At 60.9% G+C, this 24,705-nt stretch carries 22 protein-coding genes and 1 tRNA gene; 10 read left to right on the top strand and 13 right to left on the bottom strand.

The annotated features are described in order from the left end of the window. From hisD to Q1A44_RS12380, 5 genes are all read right to left on the bottom strand, one after another. On the bottom strand, nt 1-1,053 hold a 1,053-nt coding region (gene hisD / locus Q1A44_RS12360), incomplete at its 3' end, for a histidinol dehydrogenase (RefSeq protein ID WP_299626147.1). 12 nt (nt 1,054-1,065) lie between these two features. After that, nucleotides 1,066-2,394: a TRAP transporter large permease gene (locus Q1A44_RS12365; RefSeq protein WP_299625249.1), complete on the bottom strand. Its 1,329-nt coding sequence runs from the start codon at nt 2,392-2,394 to the stop codon at nt 1,066-1,068. A 13-nt stretch (nt 2,395-2,407) separates the two neighbouring features. Next, entirely contained in the window at nt 2,408-2,920 is a 513-nt protein-coding gene (locus tag Q1A44_RS12370) for a TRAP transporter small permease (RefSeq protein WP_299625252.1), read from the bottom strand. Between the two features lie 109 nt (nt 2,921-3,029). Next, on the bottom strand, nt 3,030-4,178 hold the full coding sequence (locus tag Q1A44_RS12375; RefSeq protein ID WP_299625255.1) for a TRAP transporter substrate-binding protein: 1,149 nt from the start codon (nt 4,176-4,178) through the stop codon (nt 3,030-3,032). Nucleotides 4,179-4,200: 22 nt separating this feature from the next. After that, entirely contained in the window at nt 4,201-4,386 is a 186-nt protein-coding gene (locus tag Q1A44_RS12380; protein ID WP_299625258.1) for a hypothetical protein, read from the bottom strand. 141 nt (nt 4,387-4,527) lie between these two features. On the opposite strand from Q1A44_RS12380, the gene Q1A44_RS12385 reads away from it, so the two are divergent. After that, nucleotides 4,528-5,547, top strand: coding sequence for a LacI family DNA-binding transcriptional regulator (locus tag Q1A44_RS12385; RefSeq protein ID WP_299625261.1), 1,020 nt, complete (start codon nt 4,528-4,530; stop codon nt 5,545-5,547). A gap of 110 nt (nt 5,548-5,657) precedes the next feature. Here the strand turns inward: Q1A44_RS12385 and Q1A44_RS12390 are convergent. Further along, nucleotides 5,658-5,732 (bottom strand) — tRNA-Gly (locus tag Q1A44_RS12390). A 118-nt stretch (nt 5,733-5,850) separates the two neighbouring features. On the opposite strand from Q1A44_RS12390, the gene Q1A44_RS12395 reads away from it, so the two are divergent. Next, the gene (locus Q1A44_RS12395) at nt 5,851-6,237 is read left to right on the top strand and encodes a hypothetical protein (RefSeq protein ID WP_299625264.1); all 387 of its coding nucleotides are present in this window, start codon (nt 5,851-5,853) and stop codon (nt 6,235-6,237) included. A 26-nt stretch (nt 6,238-6,263) separates the two neighbouring features. Beyond that, on the top strand, nt 6,264-6,398 hold the full coding sequence (locus Q1A44_RS12400) for a hypothetical protein (protein WP_299625267.1): 135 nt from the start codon (nt 6,264-6,266) through the stop codon (nt 6,396-6,398). A 7-nt stretch (nt 6,399-6,405) separates the two neighbouring features. On the opposite strand, the gene Q1A44_RS12405 is transcribed toward Q1A44_RS12400, so the two are convergent. The 5 genes from Q1A44_RS12405 to Q1A44_RS12425 form a co-directional block, all read right to left on the bottom strand. Continuing rightward, complete coding sequence (locus Q1A44_RS12405; RefSeq protein ID WP_299625270.1) at nt 6,406-6,783, bottom strand: VOC family protein; 378 nt, start codon at nt 6,781-6,783, stop codon at nt 6,406-6,408. Nucleotides 6,784-6,819: 36 nt separating this feature from the next. Next, a complete protein-coding gene (locus Q1A44_RS12410; protein ID WP_299625273.1) occupies nt 6,820-7,965 on the bottom strand; it encodes an MFS transporter in 1,146 nt (381 codons plus the stop codon). A 194-nt stretch (nt 7,966-8,159) separates the two neighbouring features. Further along, nucleotides 8,160-8,837, bottom strand: coding sequence for a phosphotransferase (locus Q1A44_RS12415; RefSeq protein WP_299625276.1), 678 nt, complete (start codon nt 8,835-8,837; stop codon nt 8,160-8,162). Further along, nucleotides 8,834-12,280, bottom strand: a complete 3,447-nt coding sequence (locus Q1A44_RS12420; protein WP_299625279.1) for a pyruvate carboxylase — start codon at nt 12,278-12,280, stop codon at nt 8,834-8,836. Before Q1A44_RS12420 ends, Q1A44_RS12415 begins: the two co-directional genes overlap by 4 nt. A 285-nt stretch (nt 12,281-12,565) precedes the next feature. Beyond that, the gene (locus tag Q1A44_RS12425) at nt 12,566-13,705 is read right to left on the bottom strand and encodes an alpha-hydroxy acid oxidase (protein WP_299625282.1); all 1,140 of its coding nucleotides are present in this window, start codon (nt 13,703-13,705) and stop codon (nt 12,566-12,568) included. 216 nt (nt 13,706-13,921) lie between these two features. On the opposite strand from Q1A44_RS12425, the gene Q1A44_RS12430 reads away from it, so the two are divergent. Together Q1A44_RS12430 and Q1A44_RS12435 are read left to right on the top strand one after the other, a co-directional pair. Beyond that, entirely contained in the window at nt 13,922-16,357 is a 2,436-nt protein-coding gene (locus Q1A44_RS12430) for an ATP-dependent helicase (protein WP_299625285.1), read from the top strand. Between the two features lie 84 nt (nt 16,358-16,441). Next, nucleotides 16,442-17,716: a tetratricopeptide repeat protein gene (locus tag Q1A44_RS12435; protein WP_299625288.1), complete on the top strand. Its 1,275-nt coding sequence runs from the start codon at nt 16,442-16,444 to the stop codon at nt 17,714-17,716. A 298-nt stretch (nt 17,717-18,014) separates the two neighbouring features. Here the strand turns inward: Q1A44_RS12435 and Q1A44_RS12440 are convergent, their stop codons facing one another. Next, on the bottom strand, nt 18,015-18,263 hold the full coding sequence (locus Q1A44_RS12440; protein WP_299625291.1) for a DUF1127 domain-containing protein: 249 nt from the start codon (nt 18,261-18,263) through the stop codon (nt 18,015-18,017). A gap of 211 nt (nt 18,264-18,474) precedes the next feature. Here Q1A44_RS12440 and Q1A44_RS12445 point away from each other — a divergent pair, with 211 nt between their 5' ends. Continuing rightward, on the top strand, nt 18,475-19,548 hold the full coding sequence (locus Q1A44_RS12445; RefSeq protein WP_299625294.1) for an Mrp/NBP35 family ATP-binding protein: 1,074 nt from the start codon (nt 18,475-18,477) through the stop codon (nt 19,546-19,548). Here the strand turns inward: Q1A44_RS12445 and Q1A44_RS12450 are convergent, their stop codons facing one another. Beyond that, complete coding sequence (locus Q1A44_RS12450) at nt 19,549-20,313, bottom strand: hypothetical protein (RefSeq protein ID WP_299625297.1); 765 nt, start codon at nt 20,311-20,313, stop codon at nt 19,549-19,551. Between the two features lie 756 nt (nt 20,314-21,069). Here Q1A44_RS12450 and mraZ point away from each other — a divergent pair. The 4 genes from mraZ to Q1A44_RS12470 are packed head-to-tail and all read left to right on the top strand — an operon-like array spanning nt 21,070 to nt 24,698. Further along, nucleotides 21,070-21,561 carry a division/cell wall cluster transcriptional repressor MraZ gene (gene mraZ, locus Q1A44_RS12455; protein WP_299625301.1) on the top strand — a complete coding sequence of 164 codons (492 nt, stop codon included), beginning with the start codon at nt 21,070-21,072 and terminating at the stop codon, nt 21,559-21,561. Nucleotides 21,562-21,589: 28 nt separating this feature from the next. After that, complete coding sequence (gene rsmH / locus Q1A44_RS12460) at nt 21,590-22,552, top strand: 16S rRNA (cytosine(1402)-N(4))-methyltransferase RsmH (protein ID WP_299625304.1); 963 nt, start codon at nt 21,590-21,592, stop codon at nt 22,550-22,552. Continuing rightward, on the top strand, nt 22,552-22,911 hold the full coding sequence (locus Q1A44_RS12465) for a cell division protein FtsL (RefSeq protein WP_299625307.1): 360 nt from the start codon (nt 22,552-22,554) through the stop codon (nt 22,909-22,911). The genes rsmH and Q1A44_RS12465 overlap by 1 nt, the downstream gene beginning before the upstream one ends. Further along, nucleotides 22,908-24,698 carry a penicillin-binding protein 2 gene (locus Q1A44_RS12470; protein WP_299625310.1) on the top strand — a complete coding sequence of 597 codons (1,791 nt, stop codon included), beginning with the start codon at nt 22,908-22,910 and terminating at the stop codon, nt 24,696-24,698. Before Q1A44_RS12465 ends, Q1A44_RS12470 begins: the two co-directional genes overlap by 4 nt. Nucleotides 24,699-24,705 lie beyond the last annotated feature (7 nt).

Below are 24,705 nucleotides of genomic sequence, written 5' to 3' on the forward strand. Positions count from 1 at the left end.
ATAGGACACGGTGGTCTCTTCGCCCAGAAACAGCGAGCCATAGCAGGTCAGCCGGTCCAGCCACCAATCCAGATCCTCGGCCTGCACCGTCAGGTGCTCGGGCGCATAAGCATCAGAGGTGGCCGCCATCTCTTCGCGGTCCGCACACAGGATCACCTCGGCATAGTCGCGCCAGGCCGCTGTCGCGTTCTCGCGGTTGACCTCCGGCAGATCGTCGATCAGCCCCGGCACCCGCGCCATCACATCCTCGGCCAGCGCCCGGTCATCCGTGACCAGCCAGACGGGCGAGTTATAGCCGTGCTCGGCCTGGCTCACCAAATCCGTGGCCACGATATGCGCATCGGCCGTGCCGTCGGCCAGCACCAGGCTGTCGGTCGGCCCCGCAATCATGTCGATGCCCACGCGGCCAAAGAGGATCCGCTTGGCCTCGGCCACGAACTGGTTGCCGGGACCCACCAGGATGTTGGCCTTGGGCAGGCCAAACAGCCCAAAGGTCATCGCCGCGACCCCCTGCACCCCGCCCATGGCCAGGATCTTGTGTGCCCCGCAAATATGGGCCGCATAGATGATCGCGGGCGCCACACCCACACCAGGCCGGGGCGGCGAACAGGCCGTGATATGCTTGCACCCCGCCACAGACGCCGTCGTCACCGTCATGATGGCGCTGGCGATATGGCTATAGCGCCCGCCCGGCACATAGCAGCCCGCCGCATCGACCGGGATCGCCTTCTGCCCCACGATCATGCCCGGCACAACCTCGTATTCCACATCCTTGACCGTGGCCTTCTGGGCCTCGGCAAAGCGGCGCACATTGTCATGGGAAAACCGGATATCAGCCTTCAGCTTCTCCGGCACAAGCGCACAAGCCGCCTCAATCTCGGCATCCGTCAGTACAACATTGCCCTCATAACGATCAAACTTCGCCGCATACTCCAAAGCCGCAGAATCACCACCCAACTCAATCGAAGACAATATCTCTCGAACCGTCGCACTCACATCAGACGCACCAGACAGGGATGTCAGGTCTGCCTTCTTCAGATACTCAATCGTCATAGTCATTCAGTCCTATTTATAGATGTCAGGCAGGAACGTGGTCGAGATGGCCGGGATATAGGCGATCAACAGGACGACAACGAACATGCACAAAACGAAGGGAACGGCGCGTACGGCGATCTTGAGGATACTTTCCCCAGTGATCCCGGACACGACAAAGAGGTTGAGGCCAAGCGGCGGGGTGATAAAGCCCACCCCCAGGGCCGTGATCATCATGATGCAGAACTGAATCTCGTTCATGCCGATGTTTTCGGCCAAGGGCATGAGGATCGGTGCAAGGATCACGATGTTGGGCGTGGTTTCCATCACGCAACCCGCCGCGATCAGAATGCCGATCATCAAGAGGATCAAGATCCAAGGCTCGTTCGTCAGGCCGGTAACGGAGGTCACAAAGCCCTGCGGCACACCCATGATCGCCAAGGCTTCGGCCAGCGGGGCCGAAAAGGCGATGATGGGCAGGATCACACCGTTCACCTTGGCCGAACTGACCAGCATCGCAGGGAAGTCCGCAAAGCTGAGCGTGCGCAGGATGAACCCCATGGCAATGGTCACGACCACCGCCGTGGCGCCGGCCTCGGTTGGCGTCAGGCGGCCCGAGAATATGCCGTAAAAGATGATGCCCGGCACGATGAAGGCATACCAGCCAGATTTCAGCGCGCGGCCCAGATTGCCCAGCCATTCGCCCAGGGTCATTTGGCCGCCGCCCTCATAGGCATAGATGCGGTTCACGATCAGGTTAGTGATCAGGATTGCCAGCAGGATGGTCACGCCAGGGATTAGCGCGGCCAGAAACAGGGTCGAGGCGGATATGCCCAACACGAGGCCGATGATGATATAGGCAATGGAGGGGGGGATAAGGATTCCGGTACAGGCCCCGGCCGCCACCAAGGCGCAGGCATAGGGGCGGGGGTAGCCTGACTCGACCAGCCGCGCGATGGTCATCCGGCCCACGGCGGCAGCACCGGCCGCGTCAGAGCCCGAGATGGCCGCGAACATCCCGCAGACCAGAACCGTGGCCGACCCAAAGCCACCCTTGGTAAAACAAGTCAGCGCCTCGGCCACATCCAGGAATTTGCGACTGAGCCCTGTTCGGACCAGCACGTCGCCTGTCAGGATAAAGAGCGGCACAGCCGTCAGGGCAAAGGCGTCAATGCCGGTGAACAGCTTTTCGCCGACAAGGCTAAGCGGTAGATCGCCAGACATCACAAGCATGAGGATGGCTGAGGTGCCGATGGCCGCCCAGACGGGCACGGCCAGCGCAATCAACGCAACGAAGATGATGACGGGAACATAGAAATCCCATCCAAGTTCAACGGTTTGATTAAAGGTTTGCCAAAGCATTCTAAATCATCCCTCAATCAAAAAGCGTGTCGCCCTCATAAACGGGTTTGCCCGTTCTGAGGGAGTGAATGTCGCGCATCAGGGACTGGACGAGGCGCACGATAATCAGGGCAAAGCCCAGAGGCACCGCCATCAAAAACCAGACTTTGGAGATGCGCAGGCCGTCGGTCACTGACCCGAATTTGGCGGAAATGTGCACGGATTCGTAAGACCAATAGAGCGCGATCACCGCGACCCCGAACATGACCAGATCACCAAAGATATAAAGCAGCGCCTTGGGCCGTGGCCCGAGGTAGTGCATGATCACGTCGATGCGGATATGGGCGCGCTCTTTCACGGCGGCCGCTGCCCCAATCCAGGCGAGATAAATAAAGGAATATCGCACAATCTCTTCCCCCCAGATCGAGGAGTAGGAGAATATTTCGCGGCGAAGCACTTCGATCGCCATGGTGATGACCAGCATCACATAAAAGACGAGAAGCAACCACCGTTCGGCATCACGATCTAATCGGCGCACAAAACCCATGTTGGAACCTGCTGACTTGCCACGCAGAAGGCGCGCGCGGTTGCACGATGCTCAGTCTGCGGTGGGAATGGAGTGTCGGGCGCACCATGTGGCGCGCCCGATCTGACGATTAAGCGTCGTGGACGTAGTATTTGCCCTGGGTGCTTGCGGCCTCTTCCATCTGGGCGAAGTTGTCCATGGAACCGGCCAGTTCGACCTTGAACTCGTCCCATTCGGAACGTTGGTAGCCGCCAGCGGCTTTCCATTCGTCCAGTTGTGCTTCGCTCAGCGAGTGGAACTGCACACCGGCCTTGACCAGTTCGGCCATGGCATAGGCGCGTGCGGATGGCACTTTGGCCAGGTTCTGGTGCGCGGTCATCTCGGAGCCCCACATGATGCCTTCCTGCACGTCGGCAGGCATCGAGTTGAACCATTCCAGGTTACACGAATAGACTTGGCTGTCTGGCACGGCCTGGGTGAAGGTCACGTGGCTCAGGATATCTTTGAAGCCAAAAACTTCGAGCGCGCCGACAGAGGGGTCAAGCGCATCGGCTACACCCTGTTTGATCGCAGAAGGTGTTTCGCCCCATGCTACGGGCGTCGGGTTGGCACCGACCATCCGGTAGTATTGTTGCAGCATCTTGGAACCGGGCACGCGGAACTTCACGCCTTGCAGATCGCTTGGTGTCAGAACGGCACCAGCGCCGCCTTTGCGTACAGCCACGACACGGGGGTCGATATTGACATAGAACAGGGCCTTGAAGCCGTTTTCTTCGACCTTTGGCTCGACCGTGGATTTCCAGAACTCGGAATTCACCAGGTTGGTAAAACGCTGGTTGGAGCCACAGAGGTAGGGCATGTTGATCAGGTCAACGGTCGAAGCAAAGGGGGCAAAGTTGGACAGCGAGTGTTGCGCCGCCTGGATTGTGCCACCTTGAACGGCCTGCACGAGGGCACCGCCAGCACCAAGCTGACCGCCTGGGGCCAGTTTGACATATACTTTGCCATTTGTGGCGTTCTGGATGTTCTCTTTGAGGTCCAGTTGCATGATCGGATAGCCGCGGGACGCGCCTACAGGGTATGCCGTGGCCAGAACCATGATGTGCTCGGCGGCACGCTCGCGCTCACGCTCTTCGTTCGCACTTTGGGCCGCGGCCTCGGTCGACCACAACGTACCTGCGGCACCTGCGACCATAGCGGCGGTAAAGCCACCCGTGGCTGTCAGTTTGAGAAAATTCCGGCGCGCGGCCGACGCAAGTTCCTTGCGGTCTGTGGTCATAAGGTTTCCTCCCAGAAAGTCCTTAGCTGCCGTCTTTGTTTTTTCGGTCAGCTTCTTTTTGCAAAATAGCCACGACGAACAGGATCGACGCGGCAAACAGAACCAGCATTTCGCCCACATCGCCAAGAACAGCGCTGTTCGCGAGGGCACCCAGTGCGACATTGGCAAAATAGATGACAAAGACGATGGCTGAGGCTGCAAGAAACATGCGGGGCTCCTGAATGGGCTGGTTCCATTCGTACTGTAAGCGCTTACATTGATTCCATGCAAGCCCTTACATTTTTTCGTGATTTCCAAGAGTTCACAGTATGGTATCAGTAAAGCCACAACTGTTGATACGAAGGCAGACATGAACGAAGCGCGTTCCATTCCCACGTTGGATGACGTTGCCAAATCGGCCGGTGTGTCGACGGCGACAGTGTCGCGCTGTCTCAACTTTCCCGACCGCGTGGCGAAACGGACCCGCGACCGGGTGAACGGGGCCATCGACAAGCTTGGCTATGTGCCCAATTTTGGTGCGCGCGCCATGGCCGCCAAACGTACTTTTACCATCGGGGCCATCATCCCAACGATGGAAAACGCGATATTTGCCCGTGGTTTACAGGCATTTCAAGAAGAGTTGCACGAACGCGGCTACACGCTTCTCGTTTCCAGTTCCGCCTATCAGCCCCAGATCGAACAGGAACAAATCCGCGCCCTGGTGGCCCGCGGTGCCGACGGTCTTTTGCTGATCGGTTATGACCGCGACCCATCGGTTTACGCTTATCTTGAACGGCAGAATATTCCCGTTCTGGTGGCTTGGGCGTTTTCCAAACAAGACCCGCAAACGGCCATCGGTTTTGACAACTGTGCCTCCATGACACGGCTCGCCCAAAAGGTTCTGGATCTCGGACACCGCCGTATTGGCGTGATATCGGGGATGAACAAAGGTAATGACCGCGCCCAACAGCGTTTGCAGGGGATCAAGGACGCGATTGCCTCGAATGGGCTCCCCGCAGAATCGCTCAACATCATTGAGACCACTTACGAGATCGAAAGTGGCGCTGTCGCCTTTGACCAGGTGATGGACGTGGACGCAGTCCCAACGGCCGTGATGTGCGGAAACGACGTGTTGGCGGTGGGGGCGTTGCAACGTGCCCGCGAGCGTGGATTACGCGTGCCGGATGACGTATCAATCACCGGTTTCGACGACATCGAACTGGCCCGGATCGTGACGCCAACGCTGACGACGGTCCACGTACCGCATCGCGAAATGGGGCGCAAAGCGGCCGTCGCGCTGGTCGAAATGGTCGAGAATGGCGGGGCAGGGGCATCGCTGGAATTGCAAAGCTCTCTGCGCATCCGCGAGTCGCTGGGACCAGCAAAATAGCGGCCAATTGCTGCGATACGGGGCGGTCATAACTGACAAAGGCGTCTCAAACGACGACGGGTCGCCAGAATGGCGACCCTATCGAAAACCACCGGGGTAAGGTGGAAAGTTGGAGCGGGCGAGGCGATTCGAACGCCCGACCCTAACCTTGGCAAGGTTATGCTCTACCCCTGAGCTACGCCCGCTTCCTTGGGTGAGGCGGAGATACTTATCCCGGGCCTGAGCTGCAAGAGGAAAATCCGGGCTGGCGCAAAAAATATTGCCCGGATCGACGGAAAGGGGGCGCCTATGCGTATGATTGGCATGTCTGAACGCATCCTTATCGCGGCCAAGGCCTTTGTCGTTGTGGCTGCCGGTGTCATTGCGGGCCCCGGACAAGCCCATGATGGTCCGCATGGACCTCATATGCTGGCCGAGGTGCAATCAGCCATCGCGCAGGGCGCCGAGGTGGCTGTGGAGCTTACATTGACCAATCTGGGCGGTCCCCTTGTTCTGACCGGCCTGTCGGCCAATGGAGCAGGGGCCGTCGCTTTTGTGCCGATCTACCTCGACTTTGCGCAAGACGTTGTTGTGTCTAAGGTCCTGACCTTCGGCAAAACCCCGCCGGATCACTTCGTTTTGAACTTGCGCTTTGGTGTGGTGGGCGATGCTTCGATACCTGTTGTGACAACACGAGGGCAGGACAAATGACTGACCCATCAAAAAGGAATAGGCGCATGCGTGTCTGTCAACTTGAGTTGAAAACGGTAATCCTGGGCCTTGCGATCCTACTGGGTTGCGTTGCCAGTGGTGATGCCGGGCCGTCGGCTGGGAAGGCTGTTGCGCCACCAGCCCTCGACCGACCCTTCTGAAAGGGATTCAGGCCCGCTGGATCAAATCCCAGCGGTTGCCGAAAGGATCGCGAAACACGGCGACAGTGCCATAAGGCTCATGTCGCGGCGTTTCCTCAAAGGTGATGCCCTCGGATACGAGGCGCGCATGGTCGCGCTTGAAATCATCGGTTTCGAGAAACAGCCACACGCGTCCCGCGCCTTGCTTGCCGATCATGGCGTCCTGGTCCGGCCCATCAGCGCGCGCAATCACGATCCTTGTCTCGCCGCCCGGAGCACGCACCTCGACCCAGCGCTTGCGCCCCTGATCGATGTCGCAAAGCAGTTCAAAGCCAAGCGTGTCGCGGAAAAACCGGATGCCGCTCTCATAGTCAGGCACGATAAAGCTGAAAGCGGAAAAATTCATATCTGTCCCATGCCACGGAACAGCGAGAACAGGCAATCAAGTTGGGCGTCGCACGGCCCTGGCCAACACGATGATTAGGGTCGCAAGTACCGCGAGGACCGCAAACCCTGTGCGCAGATCGGTGGCGTCAGCGATGAACCCGATGACAGGGGGGCCCAAAAGCAATCCGCCATAGCCCAGCGTCGAAACGCTTGCGATGGCCGTGCCGGGGGGCAGGTCGGGGTCGTTGGCCGCGCGCGAAAAAGCCAGTGGCATGATCACGGCATAGCCCACACCCATTAATGCGAACCCCGCCAAGGTCCACGCATAAGTGCCCAGAAATACAGCACAGCATGTGCCAGCAGTGGCGATGATCCCGGCCAGGCGCGCCGTGATTGTGGGACCAAGACGGCGGGTGACCTGATCGCCCGTCAAGCGAGTGATCACCATCGCAATGGAAAACACGGTATAACCCAAGGCTGCGTCCGCCGGGCTGACCTGCGCCATCTCTACCAGAAACAATGCGCTCCAATCCACCATCGCCCCTTCGCCCATGGACGAACAAAAGGCGATGAACCCCACAGCAATCAAAGGCCCTTTGGGAATGGGGAAAAGTGGCGTGCTGTCGATCCCGCTTTGTCGCTGCGAGGTCCACGGGATGCGGGCAAAGGCAAGGGCGATGATGGCTGTGGCGATGCTTGCCAGCACGAAATGCGGCGTGATGCCGATGTCCCAGCGCTCTGACACATAGCCGGTGGCCGCACCCAAACCCGCGCCCAGGCTGAACATCGCGTGAAACGAGGACATCACAGGCCGCCCGATATGGCGCTCGGCCTCGCCCGCCCAGGTGTTCATGGCGACATCCATGGCCCCATGCGTGGCCCCAAAGGCAAAGAGGGCCAGTGCTAGCGTAGGCACGCCTGGGGCAAGGGCCGTCAGGATCAATGCCAGAGTATAGACCACCGCAATTGCCAGAGTGACCGGGGCCGCGCCCAGTTTGTCGGCGAAGCGACCCGCCAGCGGAAACGCGGCGATCGCCCCACCGGCAAGCAACAACAGCAACCAGCCCAAGTCACCCGCATCCAATCCGTGCCGGGCGGCCATGGCCGGAATGCGCGAAGCCCAGATGCCGTAAAGCGCGCCGTTCAAGATGAACATGGCTGCAACAGCGATCCAGGTGGCGCGGTTGGTGGGGGTTTGCATCGGCACAGTCCTTTGACGGGCAGGGCGTGGTGCCCTTTGACGTGCACCCTTTCGCAAGTATCGTGGCGCTGGCAAGCACTCACCAAACCGCTTTGGGCGCTTTGTTTCAGAATGAAAGCAGTTGTGCTTGTGGCTATTGGAAAAGGCCGCGCCACTTGCGTCCAAGGGTCGGGCTGACCCCTGCAAAACGGCCTTTAGCCCGCCATCTTATGGGCCAGCGCACGCGCGCGTTCGGGCTCGATCTCCCAACAGCAGGCGATTTCCCAGGCCAGGCGCGCGCGGGCTGTCGCGGTATCGGGCTCGATTGCGTCAAAGCCTTTGTGGTCGCGCCGCGCTTCGTCCCAATCCAGGACGGTGATCGTGCCGTCTGGCGCGGTCAGGATGTTTGCGGGGTTCAGATCCGCATGTACGATGCAGGCGGGCATAGACGGCATGGCCGCCCAAGCTTTGCGCATCTGCGCCACCAGGGGCTCTGGGATGCGCGTCAGGTCAATGTCACCGCCACGGGGGGCGGTCAGCAGGGTGTGCGCGTCGGCAAAACCGGGACGCTGTGGGATGTTACGGGTGGCCGCGTGAAAGGCGGCGATCTTTGCGCCGATCTGACCCGGCGGGGTCGGAACACCTGGGCAAAACGGCTCGCAAGTCCACCCGTCGCAGACCAGCCAGCCTCGATTATTGGGAACAAGACCCGGTGCGTTCAGGCCAACCGCCCGCGCGACATCGTGTACCGGCCCCAACCAGCGCAAGGCCGTCTCGGACCGCCGCGTTGTCTTCAATACATAGTCGCCAACACGCAACACGACATTGCGATGACCGCCAGGCAGGGGAACGGGCGTGCCCGTCAAACCCCATGCGCCCAGCGGTGGGGTCATTCCAGTTCGACCAGCAGATCCTTGGCGTCGATCTGGCCGCCCGGACCCACATGGACCGCTTTGACAACCGCGTCCCGTTCGGCGTGGATACCGGTTTCCATCTTCATCGCCTCAATGGTCAACAGCAGGTCGCCTTCGCAAACCTCCTGACCGACCTGTACCCCGACCGACGCAACAACACCCGGCATCGGCGCGCCCACGTGATTGGCATTGCCTTGCTCGGCCTTGGGCCGTTGGACCGTGGTGGACTTGACCAAACGGTTCGGCACTCGGATGACGCGGGGCTGACCGTTAAGCTCAAAGAATACTTTGGCCTCACCGTCTTCGTTGGTCTCGCCCACAGCCTGGAGCCGGATTTCAAGCGTTTTGCCGGGATCAATCTCGGCTGTAATCTCTTCGCCCGGCTCCATGCCATAGAAAAACGTCTTGGTGGGCAAGGTGCGGACGGGGCCGTAGGTCCGGTGGCGGCCCATGTAATCCAGGAACACTTTTGGATACATCAGGTAGCCGCTTAGGTCCTCGTCATCGACGAAACGACCCTCCAACTGGGCAGACAGATCGGCGCGCGTCGCCTCAAGATCGACGGCCGGAACATCCGCGCCGGGACGGTTCAGGTTCGGCGCTTCACCCTTGAGGGCCTTGATCTGAATGCCCGCTGGGAACCCGCCGGGAGGCTGGCCCAAATTGCCGCGCATCATGTCCACGACACTGTCGGGGAAGGCGACGTCCTTGTCGGGGTCTTCGACCTCGGTGCGGGTCAGGTTCTGGCTGACCATCATCAGGGCCATGTCACCGACGACCTTGGAACTTGGCGTCACCTTCACAATATCGCCAAACATCTGGTTCACGTCCGCATAGGTGCGGGCCACTTCGTGCCAGCGCTCTTCCAGACCCATGGAGCGGGCCTGCGCCTTGAGGTTGGTGAATTGACCGCCCGGCATTTCGTGCAGGTAAACCTCCGATGACGGGGCCTGCATCCCGCTCTCAAATGCGGCGTAGTGGCTGCGGACGGCTTCCCAATAATCCGAGATGTCGCTGATCGCATCAATGCTCAGTCCGGTGTCGCGATCGGTGTTCTGCAACGCCTCGACCACCGTCCCCAGGGTCGCCTGGCTGGTATTGCCCGACAGGGCATCCATCGCGCAATCGACCGCATCCACACCCGCCTCGGAGGCGGCCAGGATTGTCGCACTTGCGATACCGGCCGTGTCGTGGGTGTGGAAATGGATAGGCAGGCCCACCTCTTGCTTCAGCGCCTTGACCAGCACCCGCGCGGCGGCGGGTTTCAGCAACCCGGCCATATCCTTGAGGCCCAGTATGTGCGCACCCGCATCCTTCAGCTGGTTGCCCATATCCACATAGTATTTCAGGTCATATTTAGAGCGGTCGGGGTCCAGGATATCGCCAGTGTAGCAGACGGTCCCTTCGCAGATCTTGCCCTGTTCCTGCACCGCATCCATGGCCACGCGCATGTTTTCAACCCAGTTCAGGCTGTCAAACACGCGGAAGACGTCGACGCCGCTGGTGGCGGCCACACGTACAAACTCCTGCACAACGTTGTCAGGGTAATTGGTGTAACCCACCCCGTTTGCCCCGCGCAGGAGCATTTGCGTCATCAGGTTCGGCATCCGCTCGCGCAGGTCGCGCAGACGCTGCCAGGGGCATTCCTGCAAGAAACGGTAAGCGACGTCAAAGGTGGCGCCGCCCCAGCACTCCATCGAAAACAGCTGTGGCAGGTTGGCGGCATAGGCAGGGGCCACCTTGATCATGTCATGGCTGCGCATCCGGGTGGCAAGTAGGGACTGATGCCCGTCGCGCATGGTGGTGTCGGTGATCAGCAACTGTTGCTGCGCCTTCATCCAGTCGGCGACCGCCTGCGGGCCCTTCTGCTCCAACAGGTTACGGGTGCCCATCTGATGCGACGGGTCGGCCTGCAAGGCGGGGGGCTTGGGTTGTTTCAGGTCGGCGCGTGGGCGCGGGCGATCCTTGACCTCCGGGTGCCCGTTCACGGTGATATCTGCGATATAGGTCAGCACCTTCGTGCCCCGGTCGCGACGCCGCTTGAAGGCAAAGAGGTCGGGCGTCTCGTCAATGAACTTGGTGTGGTAAGTGTTGTCGAGGAAGGTCGGGTGCTTGAGCAGATTTTCCACAAAGGCGATGTTGGTGCTTACCCCCCGGATGCGGAACTCGCGCAGCGCGCGGTCCATCCGGGCGATGGCCATTTCAGGCGTGGGGGCCTTGGCAGTCACTTTGGTCAGAAGCGAGTCGTAATAGCGGGTGATCACGCCGCCTGCATAGGCAGTGCCGCCGTCCAGACGGATACCCATGCCGGTCGCCTCGCGATATGCGGTGATGCGACCGTAGTCGGGAATAAAGTTGTTCTGCGGATCCTCGGTCGTGATCCGGGTCTGGAGCGCGTGGCCGGTCAGTACCACATCGTCCTGAGTGGCTTTGCCCGTGGCCTCCTGAATCGTTTTGCCCTCGGCAATCAGGATCTGCGCCTGAACGATGTCGATGCCGGTGACTTCTTCGGTGACAGTGTGTTCAACCTGGACCCGCGGGTTCACTTCGATGAAGTAGAACTTGTTGGTGTCCATATCCATCAGGAACTCGACGGTGCCCGCGCACTCATAATTCACGTGTTTGCAGATTTTGTAGCCCAGGTCGCAAATCTCCGCCCGTTGGGCCTCGGTCAGGTAGGGGGCAGGGGCCCGCTCCACGACTTTTTGATTGCGGCGCTGGACGGAACAGTCCCGCTCGAAGAGGTGGTACATCCCGCCGTGCTTGTCGCCCAGGATTTGCACTTCGACGTGGCGGGCCTTCAGGATCATCTTTTCCAGATAACCTTCGCCATTGCCAAAAGCGGCCTCGGCCTCGCGGCGGCCTTCCAGCACTTTTTCCTCCACCTCGTCCTCGGACATGATGGGGCGCATCCCGCGCCCACCACCGCCCCAGGAGGCTTTGAGCATGAGGGGGTAGCCGACCTCTTTGGCCTCGGCCTTGATGGCCTTCATGTCGTCGCCCAGGACTTCGGTTGCCGGGATCACCGGCACGCCCGCCTCAACGGCCACACGTCGGGCCGAAGCCTTGTCACCCAAGGCACGCATCGTCTCGGATTTGGGGCCAATGAAGGTGATGCCGTTTTTTTCGCAAGCATCCACAAAATCGGGATTTTCCGACAGCAGGCCATAGCCGGGATGGATCGCGTCGGCCCCGCTGATGCGGGCTACGCGGATCATTTCGTCGATAGACAGGTATGCGGCCACGGGGCCCAGGTCTTCGCCGATGCGGTAAGCCTCGTCGGCCTTGAACCGGTGCAGGCCCAGTTTGTCCTCTTCGGCAAAGACGGCGACGGTCTTTTTGCCCATCTCGTTGGCGGCCCGCATGATGCGGATGGCAATCTCGCCCCGATTGGCGATCAGGATTTTCTTGAAGTCGGGCATGAATGCTCCCCCCGGGACAGGACTTGGCTGCCCCCTTGTGGAGCAGTATTGTGCAGTTGCAGCATTCTTTATGACGTTTACGTGACGCAAACAACACGTAGTTCTGGGTAGGTCGGCGCGCAGGCGCAGCAACAGATACGCCTTATCAGGAGATTTTGGGGAGGCGTTTGTAATCGAGTGTCGAGGGGGAGTGGGGCGCTGCCCCCGGCCTTTGGCCTCCCCCGGCAGTATTTATGGAACAATGAAGCGGGGCTCTAACGCGGAGGTGTCCGCCGCCCCGAGGGTTCAGTCCAGCGTAAATGGCTTGGGCAGTTCGGCGAAGGTGCGCGCACCCAATTGTCCCATATTCGCCTCGAGATCCGCCTTGAGAATATGGGCAAGGTGTTCCGGCCCTTTGGGACCCAAGGCCGCCAGCGCATAGTGCCACGCCCGTCCCAGCATCACGAAATCAGCCCCAGATGCCATGGCGCGCAGGATATCAAGCCCGCCTTGAACACCGCTGTCAAAGATGATCGGCAAGTTCGTGGCACGCCGTACAGCAGGCAGCACCTCAATTGTGCCGGGCCCTGCATCGAATTGGCGGCCTGCATGGTTGGAAATCCATATGGCATCGACCCCCATGCCTTCCAGCCTCTCGGCATCGGTTCCCCGCATCACGCCCTTGACGATGAATGGCCCGTCCCAGGCGTCGCGCAACCATTGCACATAGTCCCAGGTGGGCGAGGTGCGCAGCAGGTATCCGACATGGGCGTTGACGGGCAGGTTTTCCGACGCCTTGGGAATATAGGCGTCCAGCATCCGCATGTTTGGCATGCCCTTGCGCGCCATGCCCATGGCCCAAGCGGGTCGCATCGCCACCTGCGCCAGCAGGCGCGGCGTCAGACGGGGCGGATTGGTCAGGCCAGAGCGGGTCTGGCGCTCGCGCCGCGAGGCCACGGGCACATCGACGGTGAGGATCAAAGTCTTGAACCCGGCCGCCTTGGCGCGGCGCAGCATATCGCGGCGGATTTCCTCGTCGCGGGGCGGGTACATCTGAAACCAGGCATTTGGGCCAAGCTCGGCCTGCACATCCTCGGGCGAGGCGGCCGCCACCGTCGACAGAGTATAGGGGATGTTGAGTAACTTGGCCGCCCGCGCCAGATGCCGTTCCGCATCGGGCCACATCAGCCCGGACATGCCCACCGGTGCGATGCCGAATGGCAGGGGCAGGTCCGCACCCAGAAATGACGTGCTCAGATCAGGCGTGAACTCTCCATGCAGGATCGAGGGCATCATGCCGATCCGGTCCAGCGCCGACCGATTGCGTGCCTTTGTCGCCTCGTTGCCGGTGCCGCTGTCGAGGTATTCCCAAACGAATTTCGGAATGCGCCGCTCGGCGCGTGCAGCAAGGTCGGACAGGGCGGGGAAACGGGCTTCTAATGTCATGACAGCCTTATGGCGCGCCGAATTGAAAGCCGCAAGTAAGCGCTTACATTCCGTACCGCGCGAAACCCCGTCTTGTGGGTAAGACAGGTCTCAGACCCATTCCCGCAAGGCGTACCTGAGCTGCGCCATTGGCCCGATAGCAAGGCCCAAAATGACACTTGGAACATCTGGCGAACATGGCTTTTCCTTTGGGACGCGCCGCGTTAGATTACCCGCATGAGCAGCTTTGACGATATGGACGCCTTTGAGGGTGCCGCTTCCCTGTCCGCCCGTGCCATGGCCGCGCGGCCACAACCCTATCTGGATGGGTTGAACCCCGCCCAACGCGCCGCGGTGGAACAGATGGATGGACCGGTTCTGATGCTGGCGGGGGCCGGGACGGGCAAGACCCGGGCACTGACCGCCCGTGTGGTGCATTTGCTGAACACGGGCCGGGCGCGGCCAAATGAAATCCTTGCGGTGACCTTCACCAACAAAGCCGCCCGCGAGATGAAGAACCGTGTGGGTCAGATGCTGGGTCAGAGCATCGAGGGGATGCCGTGGCTGGGCACGTTCCACGCGATTTGCGTCAAACTGCTGCGCCGCCACGCCGAGCTTGCGGGCCTCAAGTCCAACTTCACCATTCTGGACACGGACGACCAGTTGCGCCTGCTCAAGCAGTTGATCCGGGCGGCAAATATCGACGACAAACGCTGGCCCGCGCGGCAGCTGAGCAGCATCATCGACGGTTGGAAAAACCGGGCGCTGACACCCGACAAGGTGCCTGCCGCCGATGGTGGAGCCTATAACCACAAGGGCGTCGAACTTTACACCCAATATCAGGCGCGCCTGAAAGAACTGAATGCCTGCGACTTTGGCGACCTGCTCTTGCACGTGGTCACTATCTTTCAGACCCACAATGACATTCTGGAACAGTACCAACGCTGGTTCCGCTATATTCTGGTGGACGAATACCAGGATACCAATGTCGCCCAATACCTCTGGCTGCGCCTGTTGGCGCAAGGACACAAGAACATCTGCTGTGTGGGCGACGATGATCAGTCGATCTATGGCTGGCGCGGGGCCGAGGTGGGCAACATTCTGCGATTCGAAACCGATTTTCCGGGCGCGCACGTGGTCCGGCTGGAACAAAACTACCGCTCCACCCCCCACATCCTTGCGGCCGCCTCTGGCGTGATCGAAGGCAATCAGGGGCGGCTGGACAAAACACTCTGGACGGATAAGGACGAGGGCGAAAAGGTCCGCCTGATCGGTCACTGGGATGGCGAGGAAGAGGCGCGTTGGATCGGCGAAGAAGTTGAGGCGGCACAATCTGGCACCCGTGGCATGGCGCCTGTGTCTCTGAACAACATGGCGATCCTCGTGCGCGCCTCGCACCAGATGCGCGCCTTTGAGGATCGTTTTCTGACCATCGGTCTGCCCTACCGCGTCATCGGCGGGCCGCGGTTCTACGAACGGATGGAGATTCGCGATGCCATGGCCTATTTCCGTGTCGTTGTGTCGCCAGACGATGATCTTGCGTTCGAGCGGATCGTAAACACGCCCAAGCGTGGGCTTGGCGACAAGGCTCAGCAAACCATCCAGATTGCCGCGCGTGCCAATGGTGTGTCACTGGTCGAGGGCGCGCGCATGGCTGTCGAACAGGGCCTGATCAAGGGCAAGGGCGGCAGCGAGTTGCGCGCGCTTGTCGAAGGGATTGACCGCTGGAACGCCGAGTTGCGCGGCCCCCGGATCGAGGTCACGCTGGACGACGATGCCGTGCTGGATGAGGGCGGCCCAACCACACGAATAGATTATGGCCCACCGCGCCTTAGCCATATGGAACTGGCAGAGATCATCCTGGACGAGTCCGGCTACACCACCCATTGGCAAAACGACAAAACGCCCGAGGCACCGGGGCGGCTGGAGAACCTCAAGGAACTGGTCAAAGCGCTCGAAGGGTTCGAAAACCTGCAAGGCTTCCTCGAACACGTGTCGCTGATCATGGATAATGCCAGCGAGGATGCAGAGGCGAAAGTGTCGATCATGACGCTCCATGCGGCCAAGGGGCTGGAATTCCCCATGGTCTTCCTACCGGGCTGGGAAGACGGGCTTTTCCCCTCGCAACGTTCCATGGACGAAAGCGGCGTGAAGGGCCTCGAAGAGGAGCGGCGGCTTGCCTATGTCGGCATCACGCGCGCCGAAGAGGTCTGCACGATTTCCTTTGCCGCCAACCGGCGGGTCTTTGGTCAGTGGCAATCGTCCATGCCCTCGCGGTTCATCGACGAGTTGCCGGATGACCATGTCGAAGTTTTAACGCCTCCGGGTCTTTATGGCGGAGGCTTTGGCGCGGCAGCCCCGGGCATGGGCGTGCAATCCAACCTGCATCAGGCGGCGGCCGAGGCCAACGTCTACAATTCACCCGGCTGGAAACGCTTGCAGGCCCGGTCCGGCAATCGGCCCATCAGCCAGCCCAAGGAAACACGCAATACCGTCATCGACATGAATGCTGTGTCCAGCTTCACCATGGGCGAGCGGGTGTTTCACCAGAAATTCGGCTATGGCGCGATTGTCGGGATCGAGGGCGACAAGCTCGAAATTGACTTCGAAAAGGCGGGCCAAAAGAAGGTCGTGGCCAAGTTCATCACAGGTGCGGACGACATCCCGTTCTGAGAGGGTGCCCAAAGGCGGCAATGTTGACTTGGCGCAAGGGCCGGTGCCAGTGTCGATGAACACGCGCAACAAAAGGCCCCTGCCATGCTCGACGACGCCTATGGAAATCCGGTTGGCACGCTTTCGGCGACCGCACGCGATGCGTATGATCTGGGCGTCCACCGCTTTCTGGGGGGCGAGGCGGGCGTGGCCGATGCGTTCGAGGCGGCCATCGCTGCGGATGATGGTTTTGCCTTGGCCCATATCGGGCTGGCGCGCCAAATGCAGCTGCGCAGCGATCCCGACAAGGTCAGGGCATGCTTGAGCCGCGCCCGTGCCTTAACCTCGGGGCTGAGCGATCGCGAGCAGGCGCACATAAATGCCTGCGCTCTCCTGCTGGAAGGCAAAGCGGCCCAAGCCCGTGCGGCGGTCTATGAACATGTCAAAGTTTGGCCCAAGGACGTCATGATTGCCCAGATGTGCACCAGCGTCTTTGGCCTGATCGGGTTTTCGGGCCTGCCCGGCCGCGAGGCGGAGCAATTGGCCTTCATCTCGGGCCTTGCCCCACATTACGGCGACAACTGGTGGTGGCGCGCACAACTGGCCTTTGCCCAGCTTGAGGTGGGGCAACTCGACGCTGCTGCCACCAATATCGAGGCAGCCCTGGCCATCAACCCGACCAGCGCCCATTCCGCCCATATCCGCGCGCACCTGTACTACGAGAACCTGCAAGACGCCGAGGGGCTGACCTATCTGGCACAATGGCGAAAGGGCTATGCGCCCACCGCCGTCCTTTACAACCATGTGTCTTGGCATGTGGGGCTGTGGTCGCTGGAAGTCGGTGATCTGGACCAGATGTGGCAGGTGCTGGACAGTGACATCGCCCCCGACATCAGCCAGGGGCCGCCGCTCAACGTGCTGACGGACAATGCAGCACTTCTCTTCCGGGCAGAACTGGCCGGTGTGGAGGTGCCTGTGGCGCGCTGGACCGAGCTTAGCGCCTATGCCAGCGCGCGCTTTCCCAAGCCGGGACTGGGCTTTGCCGACATCCACGCCGCCCTTGCCCACGCGCGGGGCGGGGACCGCGACGCACTTGACGTGATCATCGAGGGCGCAGCGGGGCCGGTGGCCGACCTGACCCGCACCCTCGCCATGGCTTATCGCGAGATGGAGGATCGGCAGTGGGCCAAGGCCGCCACGCAATTCGGGGCCGCAATGCGCGATCACGCCCGCATTGGCGGCTCAAAGGCGCAGCGGGACCTGATTGATTTTTCGCTGGCGGCCTGCCTGGTGCAGGACGGACGGCGGCAAGAGGCGCGGACCGTGCTGTCGATCACCCGGCCTGGTGCGTTGGGCAAGGATCTGATTACAGGCCTTTAGCATCGCGCCCCGGGCATGACGACACTTTTCCCAAAAAGAAAACGGCGACCCCAGGGAGGAGGGGCCGCCGCTCTTTCGACATCGTTTCCGGGTCAGGGAGGAGGAGGACCCGTTGGCGATGTATCTCGTGCACCTGATCAGATGCGGAATAAAAGGTGCGGCGACGCCTGGGAGGAGGTAGGCGCCGCCGCCAATTTCAGGTGCCCCAGGGAGGAGGAGAGGGACACCTGATCTCTTGCGCGCACGCGCGCGGTTGTTTGGTTACCGCGCGGATGCGCGGAGAGTTCCTATCAGCGCCTTAGCGCGCTTGTGTGCCGTAAGCCGCTTCCCACGCCAGACGCTTGATCTCGGAGGGGTGAATGCCCAGATCGGCAAGTTCACGGCCCGAAAGCTCGCTCAGTTCGTTGACGGTTGTGCGGTACACGCGGCGCATGGCGTGGCGCTCTTTCGCGGTGTTCAGCATCTCGGCGGTTGTGCCCAGGATACGTTCAACCAGGTCACTGTGTTTCGCTATGTCGTTGTAATAGGCCATTTTTCCGTGCCTCATATTGCGTTTCGTTGAGACAAAGATAGTCGAATGCTGCGCATGCACAATACCTCGACGGATCAATGCCGCTATGCAGCAATTGCATAGGCCTACGGTTGAAAAACCGGGCAGTCCGCCCAAGATGTTAGCGTTATCGCCCTATAATCTCCGCGCCTCTTGCTCTAGGCGAAAAGTGTGCCAGTTAATGCAGCACGCAGCGGAGAAAACCACCATGTCCATAACCAAAGACCACGTCCTTGACGCACTGCGTCGGATTGCAATGCCGGACGGTGGCGACCTTGTCAGTCGCGATTTGATTCGTGCGGTGCAGGTTCAGGGGGATGCGGTGCAATTCGTGATTGAGGCGCCCACGCCCGACCTTGCCGCACGGATGGAACCTGTGCGCGCAGCGGCCGAGGCCGCCGTTCAGGCGCTGGATGGCGTAAGCACGGCGCGCGTGGCTCTCACGGCCCACGGCCCTGCGGCAAAACCGGCCGCCCCGCCCAGCCTCAAGATCGGTGGCCATCCCAAGCCTCAGGAGGGGCCGACGAAACCGACTGGCGTGCAACGCATTCTTGCCATCGGTTCGGGCAAAGGTGGCGTTGGCAAATCGACAGTATCCTCGAACCTCGCCGTGGCGCTGGCCAAAGAGGGCCGCAAGGTGGGCCTGTTGGACGCCGATATTTATGGTCCCAGCCAACCGCGCATGATGGGCATCAACAAACGCCCCGCCTCGCCGGATGGAAAAACGATCATCCCGCTCAAGGCCCATGGCGTGACCCTCATGTCCATCGGTTTCATGATGGAAGAGGGCAAGGCCGTAGTCTGGCGTGGCCCCATGCTGATGGGCGCGCTGCAACAGATGCTGGGGCAGGTTGAATGGGGCGAACTGGACGTTCTGCTTGTTGATCTGCCGCCGGGCACGGGCGATGTGCAGCTTACCCTGTGTACGAAATCCGAACTGACCGGGGCCATCGTCGTCTCGACCCCGCAGGATGTAGCCCTGATTGATGCGCGCAAGGCGCTTGATATGTTTGCCACGCTGAAAACGCCCGTGTTGGGCCTGATCGAGAATATGTCGATGTTCGTCTGCCCCGATTGCGGGTCCGAGCATCAGATATTCGGCCAGGGCGGCGTGGCGGCGGAGGCCGAAAAGATGGGCGTGCCGCTTCTGGGCGCATTGCCCATTGACCTGGAAACGCGGCTCGCTGGAGACGGCGGTACGCCGATTGCGGCAGGCACCGGCCCCATGGCCGACGCCTACGCGCGCATTGCCCAAGGGTTGATCAAAGGCGGGATGGCCTGATCAGATCTCGCGACCTTCGACGGCGACACCGTACATCGTTGTCAGGATACTCGCACTGACCAGGGCATAAAGTACGGACACCACAACGCTGATCAGCCCGCCAATGATCGAGGTCAGGGGCAGGGCGCCCGTGACCAGCTCAAATCCGAAGTTGATCAGGACCAGCAGCACCACAATCCCAAGGATCGTGCGGGCATAGGGGGCGGTGGCCTGCCAACTTTCCTTGAGCGTCATCTTGTGCCCAATGGTGCACGCCGGCAGGATGAGGCTTAGCCGGAACAACACCCAGCCCAACAGGGCAAACAGCGGGACAGCCACAATGCTGCCTGCCAGAACGCTCCCCGTCGCCGTGCCGACAATACCCACCGGGATCAGCACAGGAATGGCGAGGATCCCGATCAGCAAACCCAGCAGGATGCTGCGCCCCAGATAGCCGATCACGATACCGGCGCTGGGGGTAAATCCGCCCTCACGCTGATCTGCGGCCAGCAGGACATAGCGGTGCCAGGCGGCAATCATGGTCAAATAGCCGATGGCAATCAGGAAGAAGCCCACAAACATCCCGGCAAGGTTCATATCGGCTGTGACTGTCATGTCCGCGCTTTGCGACATCAATCCGCCGAACTGATCCGGCAGAATGACCAAAAGCGCGACAACGCCCACGACGATCATCACGACACCGACATAAGTTGCACGCAAGGTCGCGCCGAGGTCACGAAACACCATTCCAAAGGAATGCATAAAGATACGGATGGCGTCAGACATCTACTTCTCCTCTTGGTTGCGGCGCTTGTGCCGCGACAGGCGGTCAGGCGCAAGAGTGCAGGGCGAGCGAAGGGTCGGCATGGGTCGATTTGGGAATGGGCATGGGAAACCATGGTCCAAATCAACAAGTAGACGCGTGATTCGAATCATTAATGCCCATTTCTCCGTGAGTTTAATGAGAACAAAAGAAAAACATTGCCTGTGGGTAATTCTGTGGGGGGAGTTTTTTGGGAAAACATGGGTCGATTTGAAGCATCTGTCTCTGTCACTACATATGGTGTCTGTGCCTCTGCTGACCGGCATATAGGCGGGTAAATCCGCCGATTGCAGCGTGCTCGGTAACGTAATCCATCCTGTGCACAACGGTTTTAGGCCAATTTTCCCATAAAAAACTATTGCCGCCCATGAATTCCCATGCCATCCATAGTGTATCAGATGAGAACGAGCCCGGGGCACCAAACGACCCCACGCAGAAAATAAACTCTAGCAGGTTTCATACAGGCACCTCGCTTTCATCAGACCAGAGATCCGGCGCGCGAGCGAGCAGACATCCCCCCAGGTGGCGCGCGCAGCTGGACATCCCGCAAGTCGGGACGAGGGCGGCGGGTTGATCAGTGGCAGCAGATCAACCCGCCGTTTCCATTTTGTCGCCGCGGCGGGGCGCATCAGAAACAAAGCCTGGGATGGGGTGGCGCAGAGGCGCCGACAGAATTTCAAGCGTGCAGAGGCGCGCAACACAGTAGGGACGGGCCAACAGTGGCACGCAGGTTCAGAGGCGAAAGCGACCACAAAGTGGACGCAAAGGGCAGGGTGTCTATCCCGGCCTCGTTTCGCCGTGTGATCGAAGCCTGCGATCCCGACTGGACCGACGGCCTGCCCCCCCGCATCATCATTGTATACGGTGGCAACACCCGGAACTACCTCGAAGGGTTTACCATCGAGGCGATGGATGAGGTTGACGAGAAAATCTCGCTGCATCCGCGTGGCTCGGCCAAGCGTAAGGCGATGGAGCGGCTGTACTCAGCCCAATCCATCGAGACGGTCGTAGATGATACCGGCCGCATCGTTCTTCCCGCCAAACTGCGCGACAAGATCGGGCTGAACGGCATGGCCCGCTTTGTCTCCTCTGGCGACACGTTCGAGATTTGGCAGCCTGAGGCCTATGACGCGAGTATCGCGGCCCTCGATGATGACGGGTTCGATCCGGACATTGACCCATCCGTCTATCTGGACGGGGACCTGGAATAAATGTCGACACAAAGGGGCGCTTAGACACATGACCGGGGGGCCGCACATACCAGTTCTGATCGATGCGATCCTGCGTGCCTGTGCCCCGATTTCGGGCACTTGGCTGGATGGGACGTTCGGGGCAGGTGGCTATACCCGCGCACTGCTGGAAGCAGGGGCAGACAAGGTCATCGCAGTTGATCGCGATCCGCTTGCCTTTGAAATGGCCGCCCCCTGGGCTGCGGACCATGGCGACCGCCTTGTGATGCAACACGGCGTTTTTTCCAAGATGGACACGTATGCCCAAGGTCTCGACGGCGTCGTCCTCGACCTTGGCGTCAGTTCGATGCAGCTTGATCTGGCCGAGCGCGGCTTTTCGTTCATGCGGGACGGACCGCTGGATATGCGGATGAGCCAGGATGGCCCGTCTGCTGCCGATCTGGTCAACACTGCCGAAGAGGGCGATTTGGCCGACATCCTCTATCACTATGGCGAGGAACGGGCGAGCCGTCGCATCGCCCGCGCCATCGTCGCCGCGCGCCCCATAACGACCACGCTGGGACTGGTCGGTATCATCGAAAAATGCCTGCCCCGCCCGAAACCTGGTCAAAGCCACCCCGCAACGCGCAGCTTTCAAGCGCTGCGTATCGCCGTGAACAACGAATATGGTGAGCTTTACGAGGGGCTGATGGCTGCTGAACGTGCACTTGCGACCGGTGGCAAGTTGGCGGTTGTGACCTTCCATTCGGTCGAGGACCGCATGGTCAAACGCTTTCTGACAGAACGGGGTGGCAAGGCCGCGAACGCCAACCGATACGCGCCCGAAACGACCACTGCACCTGCGCAGTTCACCATGAAATCCCGCAAAGCCATCGCCGCCGATGCCGCAGAACTCGCCGCCAACCCGCGCAGCCGTTCGGCCAAACTGCGCGTGGCCACGCGGACCGACGCGCCTGCGGGTACGATTGACGCCAAATCCATTGGAATGCCGCACCTCAGAGGAGCCATCTGATGCGCACCATTTTATACATCCTCACCACATGCGCCGTGATCGGTCTGGCCTTTTGGGCCTACCGCGAAAACTACGCGACACAGGAATCGCTGGCCACCACGGACGATTTGCACCGCGACATCCGCGAGGCCCATGCGCGCCTCGCTGTCTTGCGCGCCGAATGGGCTTATCAGAACCGGCCTGATCGGTTGCGCGATCTGGTGGACATCAACTTTGACCGGTTGGGCCTCTTGCCCTTCCGCGCCGACCAGTTTGGCCGGGTGGACGAGGTTGCGTACCCTGCGCCGCCCCGCTTGCCGATCACCAACGCCATCGAGCTATCGGGCACTTTGCCGACTCAGCAGGGGGACCAGCCATGATCCGCACGCCACTGCGCCCGCTTGCCCGTATCTTGCCTGCCCGCGACGCTGGCGAAAGCCCTGATGCGATCGAGCGCGAGAACCTGCGCGCACGCCACGAGGATATGCGCGACCGCATGCGCCAACGCGCCGAGGGGCGTCTGCTGGTGCTTGGCCTATTCTTCCTTTGCGCCTTTGTCGTCATCGGTGCGCGCATGGGCACGCTGGCCACCTCCGACCCGGTCGAGCCGCGCGCCAGCGCCCAAGGGGCCGCCATTTCCGCCGCCCGCGCTGACATCGTTGACCGCAAGGGCCGCCTTTTGGCCACGAACTTTGAAACCCACGCGCTTTATGCTCAGCCCAAGCAGATGGTCGACCCGGAGGCTGCGGCCAAGGGCCTTGCTGCCATCTTCCCCGATCTCAAGGCCGAAGATCTGATCAAGGACTTCACAGGCAAGCGCAAATTCCTCTGGATCAAGCGTAAGATCAGCCCCGAGCAAATGCAGGCAGTGCATGACATTGGCGATCCGGGTCTGCTCTTTGGTCCGCGCGACATGCGGCTCTATCCCAACGGCTCGCTGGCCGCCCATGTTCTGGGGGGCGCCTCCTTTGGCAAGGAGGGCGTGAGTGCCGCCGAGGTGATCGGCGTGGCCGGGGTCGAAAAATATTTTGACGACTACCTGCGTGATCCCGCCAACGGGCAAAAGCCCCTGCAACTCTCGCTCGACCTGACCGTGCAGGCCGCTGCCGAACGGGTGCTCTATGGCGGCATGAAAATCATGAACGCCAAGGGGGCCACATCCGTCCTGATGGATGTGCACACGGGCGAGATCGTGTCGGTCGTGTCGCTGCCCCATTTCGACCCCAACAACCGGCCGCGCCCCGCCACCAAGGGCGATCAATCCGACAGCCCGCTCTTCAACCGCTCGGTGCAGGGCGTGTACGAACTTGGCTCGACCTTCAAGATATTTGCCGCTGCACAGGCTGTTGATCTGGGCCTTGTCTCCCCCTCGACGGTCATCGACACCGCAGGGCCCATGCGTGTCGGCGGCTTTCCCATCGGCGAGTTTCGCAACAAGAACTATGGCGAGTTGAGCGTCTCCGACATCATCGTGAAATCCTCGAACCGGGGCACGGGCCGTATGGCGCTTCAAATAGGGGTAAAGCGGCAGCAGGAGTTCCTCAAAAGCCTCGGATTCTTCGAACCAACCAGCTTTGAGATTGTCGAGGCGGCCACCGGCAAACCGCTGCTGCCCAAACGCTGGACCGACCTCAGCGCGGTGACGATCAGCTATGGGCACGGGTTGTCGTCTTCGCCCATGCACCTCGCCGCAGGCTATGCCGCGATTGCCAACGGGGGCCGCGTGGTCAAACCCACGATCCTCAAGCAAAACGGCCCCCGCCTTGGCGCGCGGGTGATGAGCGAGGGGGCTGCACACGCCGCCCGCGATATGCTGCGCGCAGTGGTGACCGAAGGGACAGCGTCGATGGGTGAGGTGCCCGGCTATGCGGTTGGTGGCAAGACCGGCACGGCGGACAAGCCCAAGACGCGCGGCGGCGGCTATTACGAGGACAAGGTGATTGCCACCTTTGCCACTATTTTCCCCGCCCATGACCCCAAATATGTCCTGGTGGTCACATTGGACGAACCGGTCGAGACCAGCGGCGACAAACCCCGCCGCACCGCAGGCTGGACAGCCGTGCCCGTTGCCGCCGAGATGATCGGCCGCGTGGCCCCGCTCTTGGGTCTGCGGCCAACCGTTGAACCCGCCTCGCTGGCTGATATAACGCTGACCAGCAGCAACTGAGCCAAAA

Source organism: uncultured Tateyamaria sp., assembly GCF_947503705.1.
GTDB lineage: Bacteria > Pseudomonadota > Alphaproteobacteria > Rhodobacterales > Rhodobacteraceae > Tateyamaria.